Origin of the sequence: Vibrio sp. nBUS_14, from assembly GCF_051201655.1 — a bacterium.
In the GTDB taxonomy this organism is placed as follows: Bacteria; Pseudomonadota; Gammaproteobacteria; order Enterobacterales; family Vibrionaceae; genus Vibrio.
The window spans coordinates 2,096,649-2,116,816 of the sequence record NZ_CP179206.1 but is presented as its reverse complement, the minus strand read 5'-3'; the positions used below and the strand labels follow the sequence as shown (position 1 = coordinate 2,116,816).

Here is a 20,168-nt window from a genome sequence, read left to right as displayed (position 1 = left end):
GTTGTTTTAAACATCCGATTAATCGAATGTTTAAAATTGAGGGATGCTTGTTGATATGGTTATTAAAATAACCACCTGTTTTTTTATGTGTAATGTTCAGGATGGTGTTAATCAAACGTTGGTCAATTTAGCTAGTGGCCAAACGACGATAAATTATCGTTTAGCCAGTAGTTGTGTTCGGCCAGTATTACACGTTCGAATAATGGCAAATAAATCATTTGAACTTAAGACATCAACCTTCAACGTTAATGGATCATTGTTGATGAGTAGGTAGGGTGACAATAAGCTATCATTCATTGTTTTATTTATTTTTTGTACTGAGACTAAATCAATGGTTCCAGATATTGAAAAGAAAAGTGATTGAGAAGGACCTGCCTCACCTCTAAACCGTAGAACAATAGGGTCGGGCATGTTGTCATCTTGAACCGACATCAAGTGCAGAACCTTGTTATTACTTATTTTGGTGAGCCCATCGGTACGTAACACATTTCCATCGAGTATGAGGTCTACCACGCTATGTTGATAACGGTGCTCTTCTTGGGGTGGAGAGTTAGGGATACTCCATATACCAATCAATAGAGCTAAAGCGGAAAATAGAGCAACAAATGGCATCATAATTGGCCTCTCTTTAGGAATATTGCTATCTCTTCACTCGCTCGATCTAATTGCGTGGGTGTGTAAAAGATATTGATGGACTGACGCGTTTCTTTATTGAGTATTGAAAGCTCAGAGTAGTCGGATTCTTCGCTAATGTATGCTACGCAATCACATTGATATTTATAGAGAATGGCTTCTAGTTCAGAGCTCATCGCCATTTCAGACTCTTGGAACACTTGCATCTGCCCAACCCATTGTTCATTAAGGCGGTTAAAGGGGGTGGTATCACCAAGGCTTTTATCGTGAACTTTAGCAAAAGCCAATAGCGCTGATGCAAATAGCAAACAACCGGTTGTGAAGTAACACAGTCTATTTCTGTGTGACCTGATTTTCTGGCGAGCAGGCGAAGTTGGTTTAGGAATAAATTCATGGCTACTTGCAATAGAGGCCGCAATACTGCTGTTATCTTGTGGAACTTGATCGCTCACTAGAGTGAGAGGAATCGTGGTTCCGCTTTGTGGTTGCGATTCTATAAAGACGCAATCATCGATAAGGCGGTAACCAACCTTTGGTACCGTAACGATTGGCGTCTCTTTTACGCCGAGCTTCACGAACCCTTGGCGGAGTAAACTGATGCATTTCGCAAGTGATGTATCACCAATGAATTCGCTTCCCCATGCGAAACTAATGATTTCTTGCTTATTCACAATCTCGGGCGAGTTTTTAAGTAATAACTCTAAAACACGCGTCTCACGATATCCTATTTTAATAGAACGTTCGTCGTTATAAATACGGTTTTTAATTGGGTCAAATCTGATCATATAGCCAACGTTTTATTTTTATTATAATTCTCTCAACAATGTAGATGACTATAAACGCACTATTATATGAATTAAAGTCACATGTTTTATTCTAGTGATTTTTTGTGTGATAGAAACAAAGCGTTGTTTATTCATTTATGACTAAAAAACGACCGTTTATACATAACCTGTTAAATATAAGTAATATCTAATTAAGCATTGGTTTTATTAGATTTTTATGAAATATATTAATTCGCACAGCGGACTAATTAATATCATTTTATATGTCAGGGTATAAGTGTTCGTCATGATTTCTTCAGTTTAACGTTTGAATAAATATAAAAAGCCCGCATTTTAATTCGGGCTGTATTCAATCAATTCAGGTTACGCTTTAACGGCTTCACAATCACTTGAAGAAGTTAAAGGTTTGAAGAAGAGCTTTGTTTCTTCGATGACGACGCGACGCAGCAAGATCAGGCCGATTAGGTTTGGAATTGCCATCAGGCCGTTCACTATATCAGCCATCAGCCAGATCATGTCGAGCTTTAAGAAGGCACCAGAAGCAACCAACGCAATGAAGATGATCTTGTAAGGCAGAACCGCTTTAGTACCTAGCAAGAAAACAATACAGCGCTCGCCGTAGTAGTTCCAGCCTAAAATCGTGGTGAATGCAAAGAAGATTAAGCCAACAGAAACCAACATAGGGCCAAGGGTGTTTGCATTCAAACCAACAGCGAATGCATAAGTGGTCATCGCAGCACCAGAAAGATCGGTCTGCCAAGCGCCCGTTAAGATAAGTGCTAAACCTGTCATGGTACAGATGATGATGGTATCGAAGAAGGTACCCGTCATAGAGACCAGCCCTTGTTTCACGCACGAGTCTGTTTTGGCCGCGGCGGCTGCCATAGGTGCGCTACCTAGGCCTGATTCGTTCGAGAATACACCACGAGCGATGCCTGATTGGATAGCAAGCATGATGCTCGCACCAAAGAAGCCACCAGTTGCTGCTGTGTTGGTAAACGCAGAAGTCACAACAAGGGTAATGGCATTCAATAGTTGGTCTGCATTGGAAACCAGGATACTAAAACACGCGACGATGTACATGATAGCCATGGTAGGAACGACTTTTCCTGCCACTTTAGCGGTAGATTGAATACCACTAAGGGTTACAACTGCTACTAATATCGTAAGAACGACAGCTGACATTTGACGAGAAGCACCAAATGAAATTTCAGTCGCGTCTAAGATAGCGTTAACTTGTGGGAAGGTACCGATACCGAAGCAGGCAACCCCCAAAGCGAACACAGCGAACATCACCGCTAAGACTCTTGAGCCAACACCGTATTGCAAGTAATACATTGGGCCGCCAACCATTTCTCCATTGCTATCGGTTCTACGATATTTAACGGCAAGTAGACATTCTGCGTATTTGGTCGCCATACCAAAAACAGCGGCAAGCCACATCCAGAATAGGGCACCAGGGCCACCAATCTTGATTGCGGTCGCTACACCTACGATATTACCGGTACCAATCGTTGCGGAAAGCGCTGTACACAAAGCGGCGAAGCTTGATACGTCACCCGTGTCGGATTTGTCTTTGGTGAACACCATTTTTAGCGCAGTTGAAAGGTGTCTAAACTGGAGTAAGCCTAAACGAAAAGTGAAATAAACACCGGTGCCAACTAATAAAATGAGTAGCGGTGGTCCCCAAACGAATTGGTTGATGGTTTGAAGTGTAGCTTGTAGATGGTTCATAGTTTCCCCTTAATAAATAAAAAATTTAAGGAGAAGAGGGAAGGCAGTGCAGATCACAAGGATCGATAGGACTAATTAATACATATGGATTTCTAGATAGAATTCTTTTGTTAATTAAGGCTGTTGCTTTCCACTCCTCTGTCCTTTTGCCTGAGAGTTTCACTTAGCGAATCACTTATAGATAAGTAACGGGCACTAAGCTTGCTCCTTCGGCGACCGATCTAACGGTTCTCTCCAGAGGTTCCTCCAACGACAGTCCTCACTTTTCTGGATATCTCCAGCACAAAGCGCCTGAAAGATTTACTTCTTCGGCGGGTTAATCTAACTAAGTGTTAAAGTTTAGTTAAAAACCACTCTCCTGCAGTCTTCATCGGAACAAATGTGCAACATTTGCACAAAGGTTAGTCAATAATGCTGTTCATTATTGATGTGTGAACTCTATCATGATTTTTATGTAATTCAATACGTATTTCAAAAATGTATACCAGTTATGTATACCACCTTTGTGCTAATGCCTGATCGTTAAAAATAGATACGGAGAAACTCTACGTCATAATAGTACTAGTGCGTTTGCCTCAGTCCTTAATCGGACTGGGGCTTTTTTTGTGCGTCATGAATACCAAAAATACTTGAACGATAAATACAAGTACTAAAAACAAAAGGGAGTGCCAGATGCTTAGAAAAAAGATAGATCCAAGTACTACGCGGGCTGGTGGACGTAAACCAAAATACACGGTTAGTGAAGCGCGAGAACTTAAACGACAAGCCTGTTTATTGAAACAGCAGAGTATGAAGTTAGAAGTATTGCAAAGCATCTAGGTTGTTCACTAGATACGCTGCGAGCCATTTGCAACGACACTTATAAGGGGCGGAAATGATTGAGGTCAAAACAGTGAATGAGATACAAAAAACATTAGAAACGGAGCGACTACGGACGTTTGTTGAGTCGTTTATTGCAGATGCGACAGCCGAACAAATCGCTGAATTGCGTAAAACATGGAGCAACAATGACGTGGAATTTTAAACCGAGACGAAAACTTAAAACAAGAGAGCAGTTAGTAATTGATTTTCTTTCAGCGAACTCGCTTGAAATCGTGGACGAAGAGACACTACTCAGCCACCAACACGGGCTTAAGTACGCTCTAAAGCGTGTGCAAGTAGCGTTCATTGTGTACATGCAAGAGCAAGCGAGAGACGTGCAGAAGCCGTGTAAAGCGATGAATGCTTTCCACTTAGAGATCAAGAGGTTACTTAAATGATTTTTAAACGATTAAAAAATGGCGATATACATATCGTAGGTGTACACGATAAAGAGATATCAGACATATTCAGACAGTACGCAATCATGATTGTGAATGACGAATTAGATGTTACACAAGCGAACACATATGCCAATTTCCTATTGGAAGGCTTAGAACACTACTAGGAGCAAAGAATGAGAGAGCAAAGACAGCGTCAAAACGTTATCCCTTTAACACTTAACCGCGCGGAAACTGAGTTTATAAGCAAGCACCAAGGTAGCAAATCTGTGCAGCGTACTATTAAAGACTTACTACAAAAACTAATGGCCACGGAAGCCAACAATGACCAAAATGTGGAGGAATCACACTATGAGCAAAGAGGTAAAACCAACTAATGTTCAATTAGTACTAAAGAATAATTATCACAAAGAAGTAACTGAGAGCATGTCATTACACGATATGTACTTGAAGGTTAAAAATCTTGATTATCAATATAATGTCGACCAATACAAAATCCATGGTAAGAAAAAGGATGAAGTCTTACCCGCGTTGATGCCTCACATGACGTCTGGTACTCAATACCAAGCGTTAGACAAAGCAGGCGAATGGCAGTACACGAATTTAATCCACTTAGATATCGACGACGTACCAACTACAGACAGAATGAATGAAGTGAAGGATAGACTTCGAGAGTTAAATCCTATTCTTATGTTCACCTCACCAAGTGGTGACGGCTTGAAGGTATTCTTCAATGTTGACCTATCTCAGTTCCAAACAGATAAAGACCTATTTCGCCACACGACAAAACGTTGGACTTATAACACAATGAAGTCTATCGGTGCGTTGGATCTTTATGACGGCAACGTGTGCCGACCTAACAACCTTTGTTATGTATCAGTTGACGAAGACGCAGAGTGGAACAGTAACTCAAGACCACAGACCCAACAGTTCTATGATGCATTCAATGAGTACCAAGGTATCCAGAAGCAAATAACTGATAACAATAAGCGTATCAGTATGATCTCAAGGTTGGTATCAAGTGAGGGTAAATCTAACATTGATGTCACTAAGTTAGTTAACTCGAAGATCACATCCGGTATCGAAACAGGCGACCAAGTAGCATTCAATGTATGGGCTGCGCTCAAGGCAATGGGAGCAAGTTATGACGATGGTGTATCGGCTTTGCGTTTAGTGTTTGCACGAGCACGTAAACCTAACTGGAGTGTCGATCAGAAAGCAACAAAGTATCAAAGAATCTCTAAGTTCAAACTGACTGGTAAGAAGGAATACCAAGAGGCTCTAGATCCCAATGATCAAAAAGCACTCGATGAATTTGAGCAGACTGATAAGAAGTTAAGCAAAGAGATCACACTCACCAATGACTACGTGAGAGTACAATACAAGCCTATGCGCATGTATGGTGAGTCGGTTGACGTCTGGGCAGGTATGCCATCTTCTGGTAAGTCTTACTTGAAAATGAAAGATATCGTTAACACAAACGGTGATGTGTTTATCTATGCTTGCCATGAGATATCAACACTCAAAGAGCGTGCGGCTGAGATATCAAAAATCCAGTCTAACACTAAAGGTTCCCTCAGGATTGAAACGTTCTGTATTCAATCCAAAATGGACGGTGAGAGCGCAAAGCCTATTCAAACGCAGTTAGATAATATCGTCACTAACACGTTACCCAAGAGCCAAGGAAAGAACGTTGTGGTGTTTATCACTCATGAGGCACTGATCAGATTAGACTTTGAAGACTTGCTCAAAGAATCACGTGATGTGAACTTGGTAGTAGACGAAATACCAGATCTATTTGAAGTCGGCAAGTGGTCGCGTATAAACAGAAAGTCAAGGCAAGAACTACTGAGCATGTTGGAGACTGAAGAAGATACATATGACGGTATCGAGTCACACTTTATCACTGGTTTAACCGATCACGGTGATGATGTGGCTAACACAATCGGCGAACTAACCAATAAAGAGTACAAGCGTATTATTGAGAACGTTTCAAAGTCTAATTTGCAAGCAATCATTGATTTTGAGGTCAAAAAAGAGGGAGAGCAATTCCGAGTTGTGACTATGCCGAACGTCAAGGAACTAACTAAGTTCGATTCAGTTTGTTTCATGGGTGATGACGCTCATAACTCGCTGTTACTGCTTAAACTTAAAATGGAAGGAGTGAGACTTGATGTTACTCACTTGAAGCCAAGACACTCGTATATTGCCGATCGTATCAAGGGTGTCTACGTCATCACTAATCAGACCTTTGGTAAGTTTAAATTAGATTCTTCTAATGGCGACGTTGAGCGTGCAATTGTTAGTGAATTAATGAGCGTAGACGGCTTGCAGCCTCTCGATATATATGACGGTTACAAAATGTTATTCCTTGCCAACTCAATATCGTTTGAAGGTAAGGCGATGACTGCTGAAATGAGTAGAAGTTTTTCCGGTTTCATGAATATAGCATCAGCGAAACATGTTGATCCAAGGAGCATACACGATACCAACGTTCTAACATGCACTGCCAATACCCACGGTATTAATTATCTTGATACTTGTAATTACTGTGTGTGTGCGTATTCATTGAAGCCTCATCCTGCTCAATTGCAAAACTATATCCGAATGGGGTTCACTCAAGACCAAGTTTATCGCTGGCTAGAATATAACTCTCACTTTCAGAACGTTTTTCGACCTTGGTTAAGACAACCCGATTGCTACAAGCGTGACCAAGATCCAAAGGTTCGAGCGAAGTTCATTGAAGAAGGTTATTTGGTATTACCGGATAAGGGCTCGCTTGATTACTTCCTTATGCGTATCGAAGAACAATTCAGCGTAGAGGAACGCAAGAAGTTAGAGAATAAGGTTAAGTACTTCAATAATAAGATTATTGATGACTTCTTTTCACCTAACAAGGACGGTAGGCCAACTAAAGACTCCAGTGGTGTTGCTATGAGTGATACTGAGCGTAACAAGTTAATGAGGTGGCGAAAAAACAAAAACCTATCACCTGAGTTAGTTGATGATGTTCATAAGGTCATGGGTAAAGATATATTTGAAATGAAACTCAAAGATCTTAAGGGGTTAGTACTAGGTTACAAACTCGGTAAACCAATTGAAAACCTACTTCAGGAAGGTGGATTTGTAGAAAAAGAGGTTCATGGAGTAGAAAATGGGGATTCTGTGGTCAAAAATGCTCACGAAACCCTTATAGGTTCCACGCCCCCCAGTTTCGTGAGCATTTTTGAAAATGCGCCCTCAACGGAACTGGAAACGCCCTCGAAAGCCCTTACCTCTATATCTGATTTGAGCAATTTCGACAATGCAGTGTTAACTGAAGCCAGTGGGATCGAAGGACTTAAAGCCGCTTATGATTGTGATCTAAGATCATTGGTTAGTAATCAATTTAGATAGCAATTGCCAAAACAGCATATGTCGTTCGAAGTAAAGGCTACCTCAATTAATGTGATTTGAACGAAAGGTGTATTTGATATTTCAGAAGGAGGGATTGATGACAGAACTAGCGATGTACGAAAGTAAGTTACAAATAGTGTTGGTGGAATTAAAACAAAAGGGGGTTCTACTGGATGTGAATGATAATAATTCTATTAAAGCAGCAATGAAGCAATGCAAACACGATAAGGCTTCAATAAAAAAATATCTCAAGCGAAGAAACTAACTTCTCGTATTAACCAATTAAGCCAATCCACTGAAACTAACAAGATAAAGCGGCTAGAAACAATGGATGACGTCGATTTAGTTCTTGATAGTTGGAATTTACAACCATTAGCCAAAGGAGGCTCAGAACAAGGAGTATAAATGCGTGACTGCGACTTAACGTGTGATGTATTTAATTTATTCAATACATACGCGAGACAAGAACATTTTAAGCCAACCGCAGCAAGACTGCATGAAGAGTTAAATCTAACAGATACTTTCATGTATCTAGACCGAGAATTAAAGCCAGATCGGCTATTAGCCGCTGCGTTATTTGGTCTTCACTTACATAAACGGCAAACCCATTACATAGATCAATCCAACAAAGAAACCTTTCTTCAAGCAATATTAGAACTATCACTCAACGCTATGGGGATAACACAGAGTGTAGATATTGTGTTACCGGAGCAGTTACCTTACAGGCGAAGTAAAAAGCCTGATCGTCTAATACAGAAAATATCAAATGGATTGATCGATAAGAAACAGTTCGATTCTAAAAGACAATTTAACCGAGAAGTAAAACTAAAGGGCTCAGAGTTGGCAAAAAATAGAGCGAATACAACGTCGGATTTGGTTGCGTTTCTTGCTTATTGTCAGAAACAGCAAGGGCAGTTCAATGGTTTGATTGATTTCTTATACACAGCAATCTTTGACAACCTCAGTACGTATTTCAGATCTCATGAACGTCAGTTCACTGCCAGAGCGAAAGGTTTTTTGAGCCGAGCCCCGCGATCATAGTGCTCGTATTATTCTGTGGGCGATTTTTTCACAGCCCACTAGATAAATTTTTCTCCTACGAAGCAGTAAATACAGTTTTAATCTTTGCTTGTCTGATTGCCTTTCTATGTCATATAGAGAGGCTTTTTTATGTCTGGGACTTGGTAAATATACGACAGACAAGGGAGAGAAAAATGAAACCAGATAAATCAATCACTTTAATTCGAGAGCATCAAGCAAAAGAATCAGCGACGTCATTTTTACATGATGAGACTAAAGACAACCGAGTACGAAAAACAACAGATACTCGCAAACCCAAGTTAACACTCAACCATTTGAGCCGACTCAATGCATTAAGGAAAGCAAGAACGCTTGAAGCAAATAGGAAGAGTAAACAGGTTCAGCGCATGTACTCGCAAGGGGACTTAACAACAACTGTTACCAAATCAACGGAGCATGCACCTGAAGGTACGACAACGACAATAGACCGTGAATACGAGGAAATTTTAGAGCGATACCATTTAGACCAGTTATTCTTGTTTGAGTCGACTAGTGACTTGAAAGCACAATATAACCAAGGCAAGACGTTAGTACTCACTGGATTAATGTACGACAAAATGACAGATAAAGAAGAGCCTGTATTTAAATCAGATAGTGAACTAAGTGCGGCAGTTGCGGCATTGCAAGCGGATGTCAAAGATGAAATTGAAGAGTACGCAGGCACACCTGTTTATTGAGCGCTAGATCATTCAATGGATACACCGTTCGTTGATTTGAAGAATGCTTTCGGAGAAATAACAAATGTGTATTCAAATAACTCTCAAATCTACGGCGAGATAGAGTTGTTGCCAGATAATGATAACGCTCGGCAATTGATCGACTTAGCAGAATCAAACAACAATTATGTTTCTGTAAGTATTACTTACTTTGAAGACGAAGACGGTACTGTGATAACTGGTTGTGATGTGGTGTCTGTTCCTGCCGTTCCTAATGCGTTGATGAAACTGGAAGCAAAGGATGTTAGCCAATATAAACATTCAATCGACCCACAAGCCACCCTGAACAGTCTTAAGGACAACGAAGTTCCTCGTAAAGAGAAAACAAAATCTGCATTAACTGAGAGCGAACACAGTGAATTAAAACGCATTACAGTACTAAGTGGGTTATAACCGTCATTCCGCAGCCAATTCTAGATTTTAATGTAAACGCCCCATGAACCCACGAGGCGATGTTGTTAATGTTTGAAGTTCCAAGGTAGGAGCGCATCGATATCAGGCTCAGCTTTCGCTAGCTCTTTCATGCACTTGACCATGTAGTCGTAGAGGATAAGGCCGTTGGCTTTCGCCGTCTCGACGATGCTGTAAAGCATCGCGCTCGCATCAGCACCATTTGGTGTGTTCGAGAAGAGCCAATTTTTTCTGCCAATGACCAGCGGTTTAATGGCGCGTTCAGCACGATTATTATCGATAGATAAATGACCGTCATCGATATAGCGGATAAGTTTCGGCCATTGGCCGAGCGTGTATTTTATCGCCTTGCCCAGCGAGCTAGACGCTAGCACTTGTTGAGTCGTCATCCACTCGTACAGCTCATCCAGTATCGGCTTGGCATGCAGTTGACGTTCTGCTTTTCGTGTTTCGACAGTCGCACCTCTTAAGCGCGATTCTATCCCATAGAGCTTCTGGATTTTGGCTAGCGCTTTATCTGCTTTGCCTGACTTACCTTTACCTTGAAGCTTCTTAGCATCCATGAACTTACGCCGTGCATGTGCCAAGCAACCAACATTGGTTACGTGATGAAGACCATCATAGGCACCATAGCCATCGGTTTGCAGATAACCACTGTAATCCCCCAAGAAGGCAACAGGGCATGCCCTCGCGCGACTGTTTTGATAGTCGTACAAGGCGATATTCTTTACATTCGGCAGTGCAGCGTCGGGCGAGTCTGCGCCCGAGCAGTAGAGCCACATATAACACTGTTTATCTTCTTTGAGGACATTGAGCGGCGTTTCATCTGCCTGAACCACCACTTGTTGGAGTAGATGCTCTTTCAAGGCCGCATACAGCGGTGTGAACTTCTCACTGACTTGGATAACCCACCTTGCCATCGTGGTTCGTGATAGCTCGATACCCGACTGGGTAAACAGCGACTCTTGGCGGTACAGTGGCATTGCGTATTGATATTTGCCAAGGATGATGTTGGCTAGCAAGCTTTCTGTCGCGAAGCTTTTAGGGATGATGCTCTGGGGCGCTGGCTTTTGAACGATGTGGCTTTTGTCTTCAGTTTGCTCGCACTGACGACAAGCATACTTAGGACGAACATATTCCAGCACTTTGAGCACGGCTGGTGAGAACTCAAGTTTCTCACTGCGGTCTTCACCGATTTTATGCAGACTATGTTGGCAGCATGCACACTGTTTTTCATGGTCGTCTAAATCGAGTTCGATAACCTCACGAGGCAAAGTCTTTGGAAGTGGCTTGCGTTTACCACGCTTCTTCGTTGTGGTCGTTGTTACCTCAACCACCTCTCCCTTAGCGGCTTCACATTCCACTTCGTTGAAGAGGTCACCTTGAGATTCATCGTAAGGCTTTAACGCCTCCGAGCGTTTTGCGAACTGGCGGTCGAAAGCAAGTTTGAGTTGCTCAAGCAGAGATTGACGCTCTTGTTTCCATTGGTTTTCTGACGCCATCAGCGCTTTCACCATCGCTTGTAGCTTGGCAATATCTTGGCTTTCTGGGTTGATATCTGGCGTCTTTTTCATGGCATTTATTATACTAAAATCATGCTGTTAACGCTTGGCAGATAAGGCTTTATTATCGATTAAGTCATTGTAACATCGTTTATTTGAACGGGTTTATGGCCGATAATCGTGAAGCCAGAAAGCAGTCTATCAAGCTCGAATTGAGTCAGGGTAAACACTTCATTTTTCTCTTTTGTAGGCCATTTATACTTGGCTTTTTCAAGGCGTTTATACCAAAGCGCAAAGCCAGTTTTATCCCAGTACAGCACTTTGATTTTGTCGCGCTGTTTATTGGTGAACAGGAACAGTGCGCCGCTTCCCAAGGGTAAATCGGTGTCACTTTCGATAATCGCCGCGAGGCCATTGATGGACTTTCTAAAATCGACACTCTCACGATACAGATAAATCTCTGGTGCGCTGAGCATATGTTTCATGACAAGGCTCCAATGAGTTCTGCCAGGTAGGTAGCGGGCGTGCCTTGAGGAATGCTCAACTCCACATCATTGATGAGAAGTGTCATGTTAGCGGTGGCTATTTGAGCTTGATATTTCGTTGTCTTTTCGACGATCTCTGCCCGTACAAAGCCTTGAGAGACATCTGCTTTTTTGAGTTGCTGGCGCTTAGCGTAAAACGTCGAGGGGTTGAGTTCATTTAGCTTACAAAATGCAAGCGTTGACAATGAACTCGATTCAGATTGCTCGATGAGCGTTTGCCATTCTTGATTAGTGTGTCGTTTTCCCATTTCAAATCTCCTTATGGTTGGAGACTTGATCTTATTCTTCGCGCTAGGCGATTAGAATGCGGGGTTTATGACGCGCTTACATTTTAATTAGTGTGATCCCACGATCATTTATCAATAATGATTGCAGTTGAGACTTGACGCAGATCCCCCGTTTTGATCTATTACTTTTATTTGCCGGTAACTTGCGATGTCTGCTCCTCAACCTGTCATAAAACGCTTAGATCATCTTGGATTAATCGCTGCATTCTGTCATGAGATTGATTTACCCGGGCTTATCGACCGCATAATTCCTAAGTATTCAGAGCATAATGTCTCACACGGTGATGCCGTTCTAGCCATGATTTTGAACGGTTTGGGCTTCCATAGTCGAACATTGCATATGTTTTCTGACTTTTTCGAGACAAAGCCAATATCAAAGCTGCTTGCTAAAAACATAGAAGCGCACCACTTAACTGATGATGTTCTTGGGCGCACATTAGATGCTTTATTTGAAGCTGATGTATCTATTTTATATCAAGTTATTGCAGAGCATACCGTTGAAAAATTGGGCCTCAAGACAGAGTCTGTCCACCTTGATATAACGAGTTTCCATGTTGATGGTGAATATGCTCAATCAGCAGAGGATGACATTAATTCTATTCAACTCGTCAAAGGTTATAGTCGAGATCACCGACCTGAATTGAATCAGGTTGTCCTTGAATTAATTTGTGAAAATCAAGCAGGGCTCCCTGTTTATATGCAGGCTCTCAGTGGAAACACGAACGATGCAAAAGCATTTGCAGAGGTCACTAAGCGCCATATTCACTGTCTTAAAGCCGCGCAAAATAGTCGTTACTTTATTGCTGATGCAGCTTTATACACGTCAGACAGTATTTGCTCACTTGATGAACAAAAGCAGAAGTTCATTACACGCGTCCCAATGACCATTAAAATGGCCAAACAAGCTCTACTGGCATTATCGCCAGCGCAATTAGAGCCTATCGGTAATGGTTATTCGGGGCACTGGATTGAATCTGATTATGGCAACGTGAAGCAGCGATGGTTGTTAGTGAACAGCGAGCAAGCGACAAAGCGAGAAGAAGCCACTTTTTATAAAAATTTGGATAAAAATCTGACCAAAGAGCTTAAATCTCTAGCTCAATTAGCTAAGAAACAATTTGCCTGTGCGACTGATGCACAAAAGGCTATGAGTGAATTTCAGAGTCAATGCCAACTGTTGAGTTTCGAGCAAAGTGAGATACGGCAAGTGCCCGAGTTTGCTGGCCGAGGGCGCCCTAAAAAAGATGAGGTTCCAACTGGATACCACTACAAAATTGAAGCAAATCCGTTCACTGATTTAGAAAAAGTAAAACTCGCGAAGCTTAAAGTTGGTATGTTCATTCTTGCGACCAATGATACTGAAAGTACCGATCTCGATATGGCTGCGTTACTGGAACACTACAAGTCACAACAGAAAGTCGAGCGAGGTTTTCGCTTCCTTAAAAGCCCTGAGTTTTTAACATCATCTATCTTCTTAAAAAAACCACAACGCATCGAAGCTTTACTCATGATAATGACCTTAAGCCTAATGGTTTATGCTGGACTCGAGCATAAGATACGTGAAGAGTTGGCTGTTACTGAAGAATTTTTTCCAAGCATGGTTAAGAACAAAACCACATCTAAGCCAACTGCTCGCTGGGTGTTTTTAAAATTTGAAGGGGTCGATACACTTGAGTTCGGCGAACAATGGTTTATCACCGGCATTCAAGACCATCAGAGGAGATTGCTTCAATTGCTAGGTAAGCTATATGAAGCAATTTATTCCTAAATGAGGTGCGGAATGTCGGTTATAAACTTGTGTATCAAGACCTGTTCGAAATGTAGGTATACCACCGTAATAATAGAGGTAAAGACTAATGTGAATTAATAGTGAGTGTTAAAATTAATTGCATTAATATGTTGCCCCATTAGGCTACCTTTTCTTTGATCAGGTGGTCTTTTTTTTATCTCGTTAAGTATGACGAACTTTATTTACCGACGATTAGTGTCAACAACTCAATCATTAACATTGCCACTGTCAAAATTTAATAACTCTGAGATATTGACACCTTGTAAGGTTGGTGACAATATCTTATGCGTTTTTGACATCATCGCTTTGACGGAGTTTATAAATGGCTAATATTGGTTTTGCGCGAGTTTCAACACAAGCACAAGAATTGACTGATCAACTCACTCGATTGGATGAGTATGGGTGTATTAAGATTTTTAGTGGTAAACATTCGGGTAAAGCAGATACTAATAAAGAAGTGCTAGATGAGTTACTTGGTTATGTTCGTGATGGCGATACTGTCGTTGTTACTAAACTTGATCGATTAGGTCGTTCTCTTTCTCAAGTACTACAAGTTTTAGATCAGTTAAAAGAAAAGGGTGTAAATCTTGTAGCCTTAGATCAAAACATCGACACATCAAATGACGACCCCATGAATACTGCTATGGTTCAACTATTGGGTATGTTTGCTGAGATGGAACGAAACTTTATTGTTAGTCGAACTCAAGAAGGAAAGAGGGCTAGTGGTAACTTTGGTGGCCGTAAGCCAAAGTTAACCGATGACCAAAAGAAAGATATTAAGGCGAAATTGGCTGGTGGCACCTCAAAATTGCAGTTGTCGAAAGAATATAACGTGTCTCGTGGTACGATTTTGAATATTGAGCGCAGTTAAATCAAAATTTCTCTTATGTATCAATATATAACACGGTTGCTTATGTATAATTACGTCTAATGGGAATTGTATTGATAATGGTGTTCAGTGAAAGAGCGTTTTGAAGATTGGAAAGAGAAGTACAACTTTGATTCATGTGGTTTGAATAACAAAGAATATGGACAGTACTTGTCTTCCTACTTAAGAAATCAAAAGAAACCTCTAGTTATGAACCTCAATGGTTCATGGGGTACAGGTAAAACTCACTTCTTAAGACAATTGTATTCGAACCTCCGTTTCACGTATGACTATCCAGTTATCTACATAGATGCATGGCGTTCTGACTTCAGTAACGATCCTCTTCTTGTTCTTGTCAGTGAATTTATCGAACAGTTCCAAAGTATCAGTGCAAATGCTGAAGCACACGCTACCGAAGAAAAAATACTTAAAGTCGCGGCTAAGTTTTCCAAAAGACTATGGAACATGACCGCTGTTGGTGTCGGAACTTATCTATCTGGTCAAACTGATAACAGTGCAATGGTAGAGGTGGCGAAAACACTGACATTTGAGGACAAAGAAGCGGTCAATATCGGTAGAAATCTGACTGAGAACTACAAAGCACAACTGAGCGCAATAGAAGACACGAAAACAGCGCTTAATGAGTACCTTGGTTGTGCTCCAAAAGGTAAGCAAAAGGTCTTTGTTCTGATAGACGAGTTAGACAGGTGCAGGCCAACCTATGCAATTGAAATGCTTGAAACTATTAAGCACTTCTTCTCACTAGATAATTATGTGTTTGTCGTAGCAACTGATACTAAACAACTCAGTCACTCGATAAAGGCTGTATATGGTTCTTCATTCGATGGTAACGAATACCTTTCGCGCTTCTTCAATAGAAGTGCTGCGTTACCTCTACCTGATAAGAGCCTGTTTGCTAAGTTACTCGTAAAGGATTCTATCTTAGAGGATAGAAAGGCAGAAATGAGATTGCTAGGAGGTCTTAAGTATAGTAAAGAACTCGCGAGTAGGTTACTGGCAGAGGTTGGTATCATGTACAACCTTTCACTTCGACGTATGGAACAAGTGTTCAATAAGTTTGAATCGTGTGTGCTCTATGAACTTGATTATGGAAAGCGCTTCTTTGATATTCGATTACTTATACAGTTGATTGCTGAGTACGATAGTGCAGACTTTCATGTGTGCTATCAATCTAGAAAAACATCAGTGGGAGAAAAGGTCACGCTTCCAAGTGAGTTCAAAAAGAAAACTGGCTACAATAGCGACAACATTGACCAACTACTTTGAAATAGATCTGTTTGGGAACTTACCCAAATATCTAATGAGGCAACTTATGTGCATAATTTGCGTTGTGCTTTGACCTTAAGTTGGAGGATAGCAAATGGGTTCTCAGATGTTAGACAACCAAAGACTCGTTATGTATCGGATGCTTTGAAGGTTTTAGAAACAAAGTTAGGCTCTTATACACAGACGGACTTTGCTCGAAACAATACCGCGAGAGAAGAATATAAAGCAATTGAGCGTTACAAGCGCCCATTGATAGGTCTAGTGCAATCTGGTGATACTGAGATCCAAGTCTGGACAAGAGAAGACTACTTCAAAGCAGTAGAACTATCTGCCCATATAGAACAAGACTCTATGGGCAATACTTTCTAATGTAACTCTAAGATAACTTTGTCAGTGAAATTCTCACTGAACTCAACGTTAATCGGCACAGATTGCCATGCCACAAGCCTCAGTACGTCTGAGGCTGTTTCTGTGTTGTCTTGGTACTGTTCCAACTCACACTCACTAATAGCGTTCAACTGATCTACTAGATAACCAAAGAACTCTTTTAGTTCTGTTGTATTGCCTGTTTGCTTAGCCTTTTCTTGCACAAAAGATAACAATTCTGTCTTTATAGTCATGATTTCTGCCCTAGGTTGTTGGAACTCAACCTAATCGACTTTTGAGGTCTAGAAAGTATGAGAAAAGCACTACTTTTTGCTAAATGACGTCAAACTTACAACGTTATCATGGTAGCGCTGTATGTGTTTCTCGTGCTCGATTGGATGGTAAAAAGGTTGGTTCTCTTCAAGCACGACAGAGAAAGCCTGAGTATGATAAACACCAAGAACCCAATGACCTCTGGGTATGTCTATCATTTCGATGTCGTTGTATACACCAACGATTTTCGTCAACTTCACAAACTGAGGGCGGAATAGGGAGGTCTTCTCTATGAATCCAAGGAAGTCTTTCTTGATAAACTCACCATCTCGCTTAAGTGCTGAGATGCTGTACCGTTCGTCTTTTTCAGTAAAGCCATTTTCATGCACTTTGATTCGTTTGTAGTTTTCTGCGCAAATTAAGAACATAAAAATACCTGTATGTATAAACAGTAATTCTAGTTGTTCTAACTGGTGATTTGCAACTGATTAAGTTGCTAGTTTGGCGTTGATTTTTGTTTCAAGTCTTGTGATAACGCCTGTAATTACACGATCTAAATTTGAAAGGCTGCCTCTTTTAATTCCATAAGGAGTATCTTTCATAAGTAATTGAATCTGTTCAGATAAACTTACTAACCCACTAAATTCTAATGAAAAATAATCGTCGATATTGTTAAAGTCGTAACGTGACTGCATATCATAAATGAAGGATTGAATCTCTTTTGAACTCCAGTTTGACAGAGCGCTTTTGAAGTCTTCGGAAGTCAAATCCTGAAGAAAAGCAGTATTTGCTAACTTTACATCAATCTCTGCACGAACCAATGAGTAGTCACTAATGAAGTCACTTACAAACGACTGACTTTTCGCTTTTGAGTGTTCGACTTTAAATTTCTCTATGTATGCTCTAAACAACTGATTCAATTCATCATCACGAACAAAAGTGTGGAGGTCATGTTCTAAATCTCGATAATCTAGATCAAGTGAAAAGTCTTTTTCTTTAAGCAATTCCGTAACTTTTGAGCGAAAGGTGCTTTCTTGCTCTTCGACATATCCCGCAGTTAACATGTAAAAGTAAAGTCCGCAGCAACGTATCCAAAAAAGTAGATTGTCTACATTTGGTTCGAATACTTCTTTTTTGACTACTCCAATATTTTGTTGAAACCAGTCTTCATCTTTATCTCGAAAACCGTAACCTAAGAACAACTCAATGGCTTCAGTGCTTGTAGGGATATTAAGTTCTTGATGAATATCATAGAAATTATTTTGGTACGTAGCGATGTAAGTCGAAAGGCTTTGCGGTGTGTGGTAACGAATTGGTGAAATATATGTTTCTAATTCAAGATGCCTTTTCTCAATATCAGTAAGTTCATCTACTTTAACTTTGTCATTTGCTAGGCTGATACGACGTCTTCGATCTTCAATTCCTTCTAAAATTTCGTCTAAACTAAAACCTTCTCGGTGTATCGCTGTAGATATGCGAAAAGAAGCATCAATTAGTTTAGATTCTAGATAGTCGTAGTTAACATTATCTACGCGGTCAAATAGGTAACAGACGGCTTTGTATCTATCGATAGACCGTCGAATTATTCTTAAGTTATCGAGTTCTAATGACTTAAGGCATTTTGAAATCTCAGACAGTTCATAATCACTAAGCCTACTGGTTCCAGTATAGATCTTCTTAATTACATCAAGAGATTCTGCGGGTGTGCGTTTGATATGGACAATATCACTAAATGCTTTTTCAATATCAGCATGTGTACCGATCTTATCTTGGTTTCCAATGACTACTATTTTGATATGTTGCTTGTTTTCTGCGAGGTTCAGACACTCGCCCATGACTTGAGTCCGTACTTTTTCACACGTAATACGCTCTAGATCGTCTAGTAGAAGAGCTAGGTTATCGATCTTATTGAAGTAGTGGTACTTAACGATTGAAGCAACGCCACCAAGTGCAGCGCCAACACCTCTAGTTCCAGAAATTACTTGTGCAGAAGAACCGACTAGATCGCTACTGTGCTTTGCGAGCCAACTAGATTTCTTATTCTCGGTATAGGTTAAGGACAGAACTCGATCCTTGAAATCCTCAAGGCTTGTTACGCCATACAAAGATAAGTAAATGGTCTTATATGGGGTTGGGTAATGCGTTTTGAGATAGGGTTGAAGTTCGTTCTTAACATAGTAAGTCTTACCAACACCCCAATGTCCATCTAGTAACACCATACTCGGAAAACTACGGTCTTCTAAGAGGGCATGGATTCTTTCTGTTGTATTCATCTTAAATCTCAATGAGTTATATCCAGGTATTAAACCACAGACATAAGGGAAAGAACGAGATTCATGTTGAGTTTAAAAGGATGTTTTTTTCTGTCAAAGGTCACAAATATTTAGGAATTAGGGGGGATATCGGCAACGGTGCGTATTTCGGTGATTGCGATCGCTCGTTTCGGTTCATTCCGATCACCTGATCCTACCGTTTTTCTCTCTTCTTATTTTTACTCTAAGTGATCGGATTGCGCCAGTTTTCTCATTGACTCACCTCCCAGTTCTATTCTATGACTATTGTGTACTAACCGATCCATTAGCGCGTCCGCGACGGTGGCGTTGCTGATCATGTTGTACCACTCCCTTACAGGTAACTGGCTGATGACGATTGTGCTGCTGTTTTGATAACGCTCTTCCAGCACTTCTAATAAGTGACCCGCATGCTCTTGAGTGAGTTTTTCCATCCCCCAGTCGTCGAGGATCAGTAAGGTTTTCTTAGCCAGCGATTGGAGTTGCTTTTGATAGCTACCATCCAGACGACCAGCGGTCAGGTCGTCAAGCAAGCGAGTTAATCGGTAGTACTTAACCGTTTGTTGTTGGTCACAGGCGCTGGTTGCCAGTGCGCAGGCAAGATACGTTTTGCCTGCGCCTGTTGGGCCTGTAACCAAGATGTTCTGGTGTTTGTATAGATAACTGCCCGTCAGAAGTTCGCTCATCTGTTTACGATTGAGGTTTCGTCCCTCCTTATAGATGAGTTGGCTCGGCTGCGCATCTACTCTCAGCTTGGCTTGTCGTTTTAAGCGTTGGATTTTGCTCTGATTGCGATTCAAGATCTCGCTTTCCAGAAGTAGGCTTAGCCTTTCCTCGAAGTCCAGTTCTGCGTAGGTGGTCAGTTGCTCTTGCTGCTGCTCTAATGCTTTCGCTGCATGGCTCAAGCGTAGGGTTTTGAGTTGGTCGTTCAGTGCATTCATATCCT

The 20,168-nt window shown here is 41.0% G+C and carries 23 protein-coding genes and 1 riboswitch; of the genes, 13 read left to right on the top strand and 10 right to left on the bottom strand.

Features of this window, described 5'->3' with window-relative positions:
• Nucleotides 1-153 precede the first annotated feature (153 nt).
• From ACMAZD_RS09960 to ACMAZD_RS09950, 3 genes are all read right to left on the bottom strand, one after another.
• Nucleotides 154-615, bottom strand: coding sequence for a hypothetical protein (locus ACMAZD_RS09960; RefSeq protein ID WP_435247116.1), 462 nt, complete (start codon nt 613-615; stop codon nt 154-156).
• Entirely contained in the window at nt 612-1,418 is an 807-nt protein-coding gene (locus tag ACMAZD_RS09955) for a winged helix-turn-helix domain-containing protein (RefSeq protein WP_435247115.1), read from the bottom strand. The genes ACMAZD_RS09960 and ACMAZD_RS09955 overlap by 4 nt, the downstream gene beginning before the upstream one ends.
• Nucleotides 1,419-1,781: 363 nt before the next feature.
• A complete protein-coding gene (locus tag ACMAZD_RS09950) occupies nt 1,782-3,152 on the bottom strand; it encodes an alanine/glycine:cation symporter family protein (RefSeq protein WP_435247114.1) in 1,371 nt (456 codons plus the stop codon).
• Between the two features lie 128 nt (nt 3,153-3,280).
• Nucleotides 3,281-3,400: riboswitch (glycine riboswitch) on the bottom strand.
• Nucleotides 3,401-4,026: 626 nt separating this feature from the next.
• Between ACMAZD_RS09950 and ACMAZD_RS09945 the strand changes: the two genes are divergently transcribed.
• The 9 genes from ACMAZD_RS09945 (at nt 4,027) to ACMAZD_RS09905 (ending at nt 9,996) form a co-directional block, all read left to right on the top strand.
• Entirely contained in the window at nt 4,027-4,176 is a 150-nt protein-coding gene (locus ACMAZD_RS09945; protein WP_435247113.1) for a hypothetical protein, read from the top strand.
• Entirely contained in the window at nt 4,160-4,411 is a 252-nt protein-coding gene (locus ACMAZD_RS09940) for a hypothetical protein (protein ID WP_434565862.1), read from the top strand. Before ACMAZD_RS09945 ends, ACMAZD_RS09940 begins: the two co-directional genes overlap by 17 nt.
• Nucleotides 4,408-4,578 carry a hypothetical protein gene (locus ACMAZD_RS09935; RefSeq protein ID WP_435247112.1) on the top strand — a complete coding sequence of 57 codons (171 nt, stop codon included), beginning with the start codon at nt 4,408-4,410 and terminating at the stop codon, nt 4,576-4,578. The genes ACMAZD_RS09940 and ACMAZD_RS09935 overlap by 4 nt, the downstream gene beginning before the upstream one ends.
• A gap of 9 nt (nt 4,579-4,587) precedes the next feature.
• Nucleotides 4,588-4,788 (top strand): hypothetical protein, encoded by a 201-nt coding sequence (locus ACMAZD_RS09930; RefSeq protein ID WP_435247111.1) that lies wholly within the window; start codon nt 4,588-4,590, stop codon nt 4,786-4,788.
• Nucleotides 4,763-7,807, top strand: a complete 3,045-nt coding sequence (locus ACMAZD_RS09925) for a BT4734/BF3469 family protein (protein ID WP_435247110.1) — start codon at nt 4,763-4,765, stop codon at nt 7,805-7,807. The genes ACMAZD_RS09930 and ACMAZD_RS09925 overlap by 26 nt, the downstream gene beginning before the upstream one ends.
• 97 nt (nt 7,808-7,904) lie before the next feature.
• A complete protein-coding gene (locus tag ACMAZD_RS09920; protein WP_435247109.1) occupies nt 7,905-8,072 on the top strand; it encodes a hypothetical protein in 168 nt (55 codons plus the stop codon).
• Nucleotides 8,073-8,212: 140 nt separating this feature from the next.
• Nucleotides 8,213-8,848, top strand: coding sequence for a hypothetical protein (locus tag ACMAZD_RS09915; RefSeq protein ID WP_435247108.1), 636 nt, complete (start codon nt 8,213-8,215; stop codon nt 8,846-8,848).
• Between the two features lie 173 nt (nt 8,849-9,021).
• Nucleotides 9,022-9,564, top strand: a complete 543-nt coding sequence (locus ACMAZD_RS09910; RefSeq protein WP_435247107.1) for a hypothetical protein — start codon at nt 9,022-9,024, stop codon at nt 9,562-9,564.
• 15 nt (nt 9,565-9,579) lie between these two features.
• The gene (locus ACMAZD_RS09905) at nt 9,580-9,996 is read left to right on the top strand and encodes a hypothetical protein (protein WP_435247106.1); all 417 of its coding nucleotides are present in this window, start codon (nt 9,580-9,582) and stop codon (nt 9,994-9,996) included.
• Nucleotides 9,997-10,061: 65 nt separating this feature from the next.
• Here the strand turns inward: ACMAZD_RS09905 and tnpC are convergent, their stop codons facing one another.
• The 3 genes from tnpC to tnpA are packed head-to-tail and all read right to left on the bottom strand — an operon-like array spanning nt 10,062 to nt 12,309.
• Nucleotides 10,062-11,588 (bottom strand): IS66 family transposase, encoded by a 1,527-nt coding sequence (gene tnpC / locus ACMAZD_RS09900; protein ID WP_435247105.1) that lies wholly within the window; start codon nt 11,586-11,588, stop codon nt 10,062-10,064.
• Between the two features lie 59 nt (nt 11,589-11,647).
• Nucleotides 11,648-12,001 carry an IS66 family insertion sequence element accessory protein TnpB gene (tnpB, locus tag ACMAZD_RS09895; RefSeq protein ID WP_435247104.1) on the bottom strand — a complete coding sequence of 118 codons (354 nt, stop codon included), beginning with the start codon at nt 11,999-12,001 and terminating at the stop codon, nt 11,648-11,650.
• Nucleotides 11,998-12,309 (bottom strand): IS66 family insertion sequence element accessory protein TnpA, encoded by a 312-nt coding sequence (tnpA, locus tag ACMAZD_RS09890; protein ID WP_016767112.1) that lies wholly within the window; start codon nt 12,307-12,309, stop codon nt 11,998-12,000. Before tnpA ends, tnpB begins: the two co-directional genes overlap by 4 nt.
• A gap of 187 nt (nt 12,310-12,496) precedes the next feature.
• Between tnpA and ACMAZD_RS09885 the strand changes: the two genes are divergently transcribed.
• From ACMAZD_RS09885 to ACMAZD_RS09870, 4 genes are all read left to right on the top strand, one after another.
• Nucleotides 12,497-14,116 carry an IS1634 family transposase gene (locus tag ACMAZD_RS09885; RefSeq protein ID WP_435247103.1) on the top strand — a complete coding sequence of 540 codons (1,620 nt, stop codon included), beginning with the start codon at nt 12,497-12,499 and terminating at the stop codon, nt 14,114-14,116.
• Nucleotides 14,117-14,459: 343 nt separating this feature from the next.
• Nucleotides 14,460-15,008, top strand: coding sequence for a recombinase family protein (locus ACMAZD_RS09880; protein WP_435247102.1), 549 nt, complete (start codon nt 14,460-14,462; stop codon nt 15,006-15,008).
• Between the two features lie 87 nt (nt 15,009-15,095).
• On the top strand, nt 15,096-16,292 hold the full coding sequence (locus ACMAZD_RS09875; protein WP_435247101.1) for a KAP family P-loop NTPase fold protein: 1,197 nt from the start codon (nt 15,096-15,098) through the stop codon (nt 16,290-16,292).
• Between the two features lie 144 nt (nt 16,293-16,436).
• Nucleotides 16,437-16,661 carry a hypothetical protein gene (locus ACMAZD_RS09870; protein WP_435247100.1) on the top strand — a complete coding sequence of 75 codons (225 nt, stop codon included), beginning with the start codon at nt 16,437-16,439 and terminating at the stop codon, nt 16,659-16,661.
• Here ACMAZD_RS09870 and ACMAZD_RS09865 read toward each other — a convergent pair.
• The 4 genes from ACMAZD_RS09865 to istB form a co-directional block, all read right to left on the bottom strand.
• Nucleotides 16,658-16,912 (bottom strand): hypothetical protein, encoded by a 255-nt coding sequence (locus ACMAZD_RS09865; protein ID WP_435247099.1) that lies wholly within the window; start codon nt 16,910-16,912, stop codon nt 16,658-16,660. The two genes, ACMAZD_RS09870 and ACMAZD_RS09865, sit on opposite strands and share 4 nt — an antisense overlap.
• A 69-nt stretch (nt 16,913-16,981) precedes the next feature.
• Complete coding sequence (locus ACMAZD_RS09860) at nt 16,982-17,359, bottom strand: hypothetical protein (protein ID WP_434565852.1); 378 nt, start codon at nt 17,357-17,359, stop codon at nt 16,982-16,984.
• Between the two features lie 60 nt (nt 17,360-17,419).
• Nucleotides 17,420-19,204 carry a hypothetical protein gene (locus tag ACMAZD_RS09855; protein WP_435247098.1) on the bottom strand — a complete coding sequence of 595 codons (1,785 nt, stop codon included), beginning with the start codon at nt 19,202-19,204 and terminating at the stop codon, nt 17,420-17,422.
• A gap of 218 nt (nt 19,205-19,422) precedes the next feature.
• The gene (gene istB, locus ACMAZD_RS09850; protein ID WP_435247097.1) at nt 19,423-20,163 is read right to left on the bottom strand and encodes an IS21-like element ISVch3 family helper ATPase IstB; all 741 of its coding nucleotides are present in this window, start codon (nt 20,161-20,163) and stop codon (nt 19,423-19,425) included.
• Nucleotides 20,164-20,168: the final 5 nt, after the last annotated feature.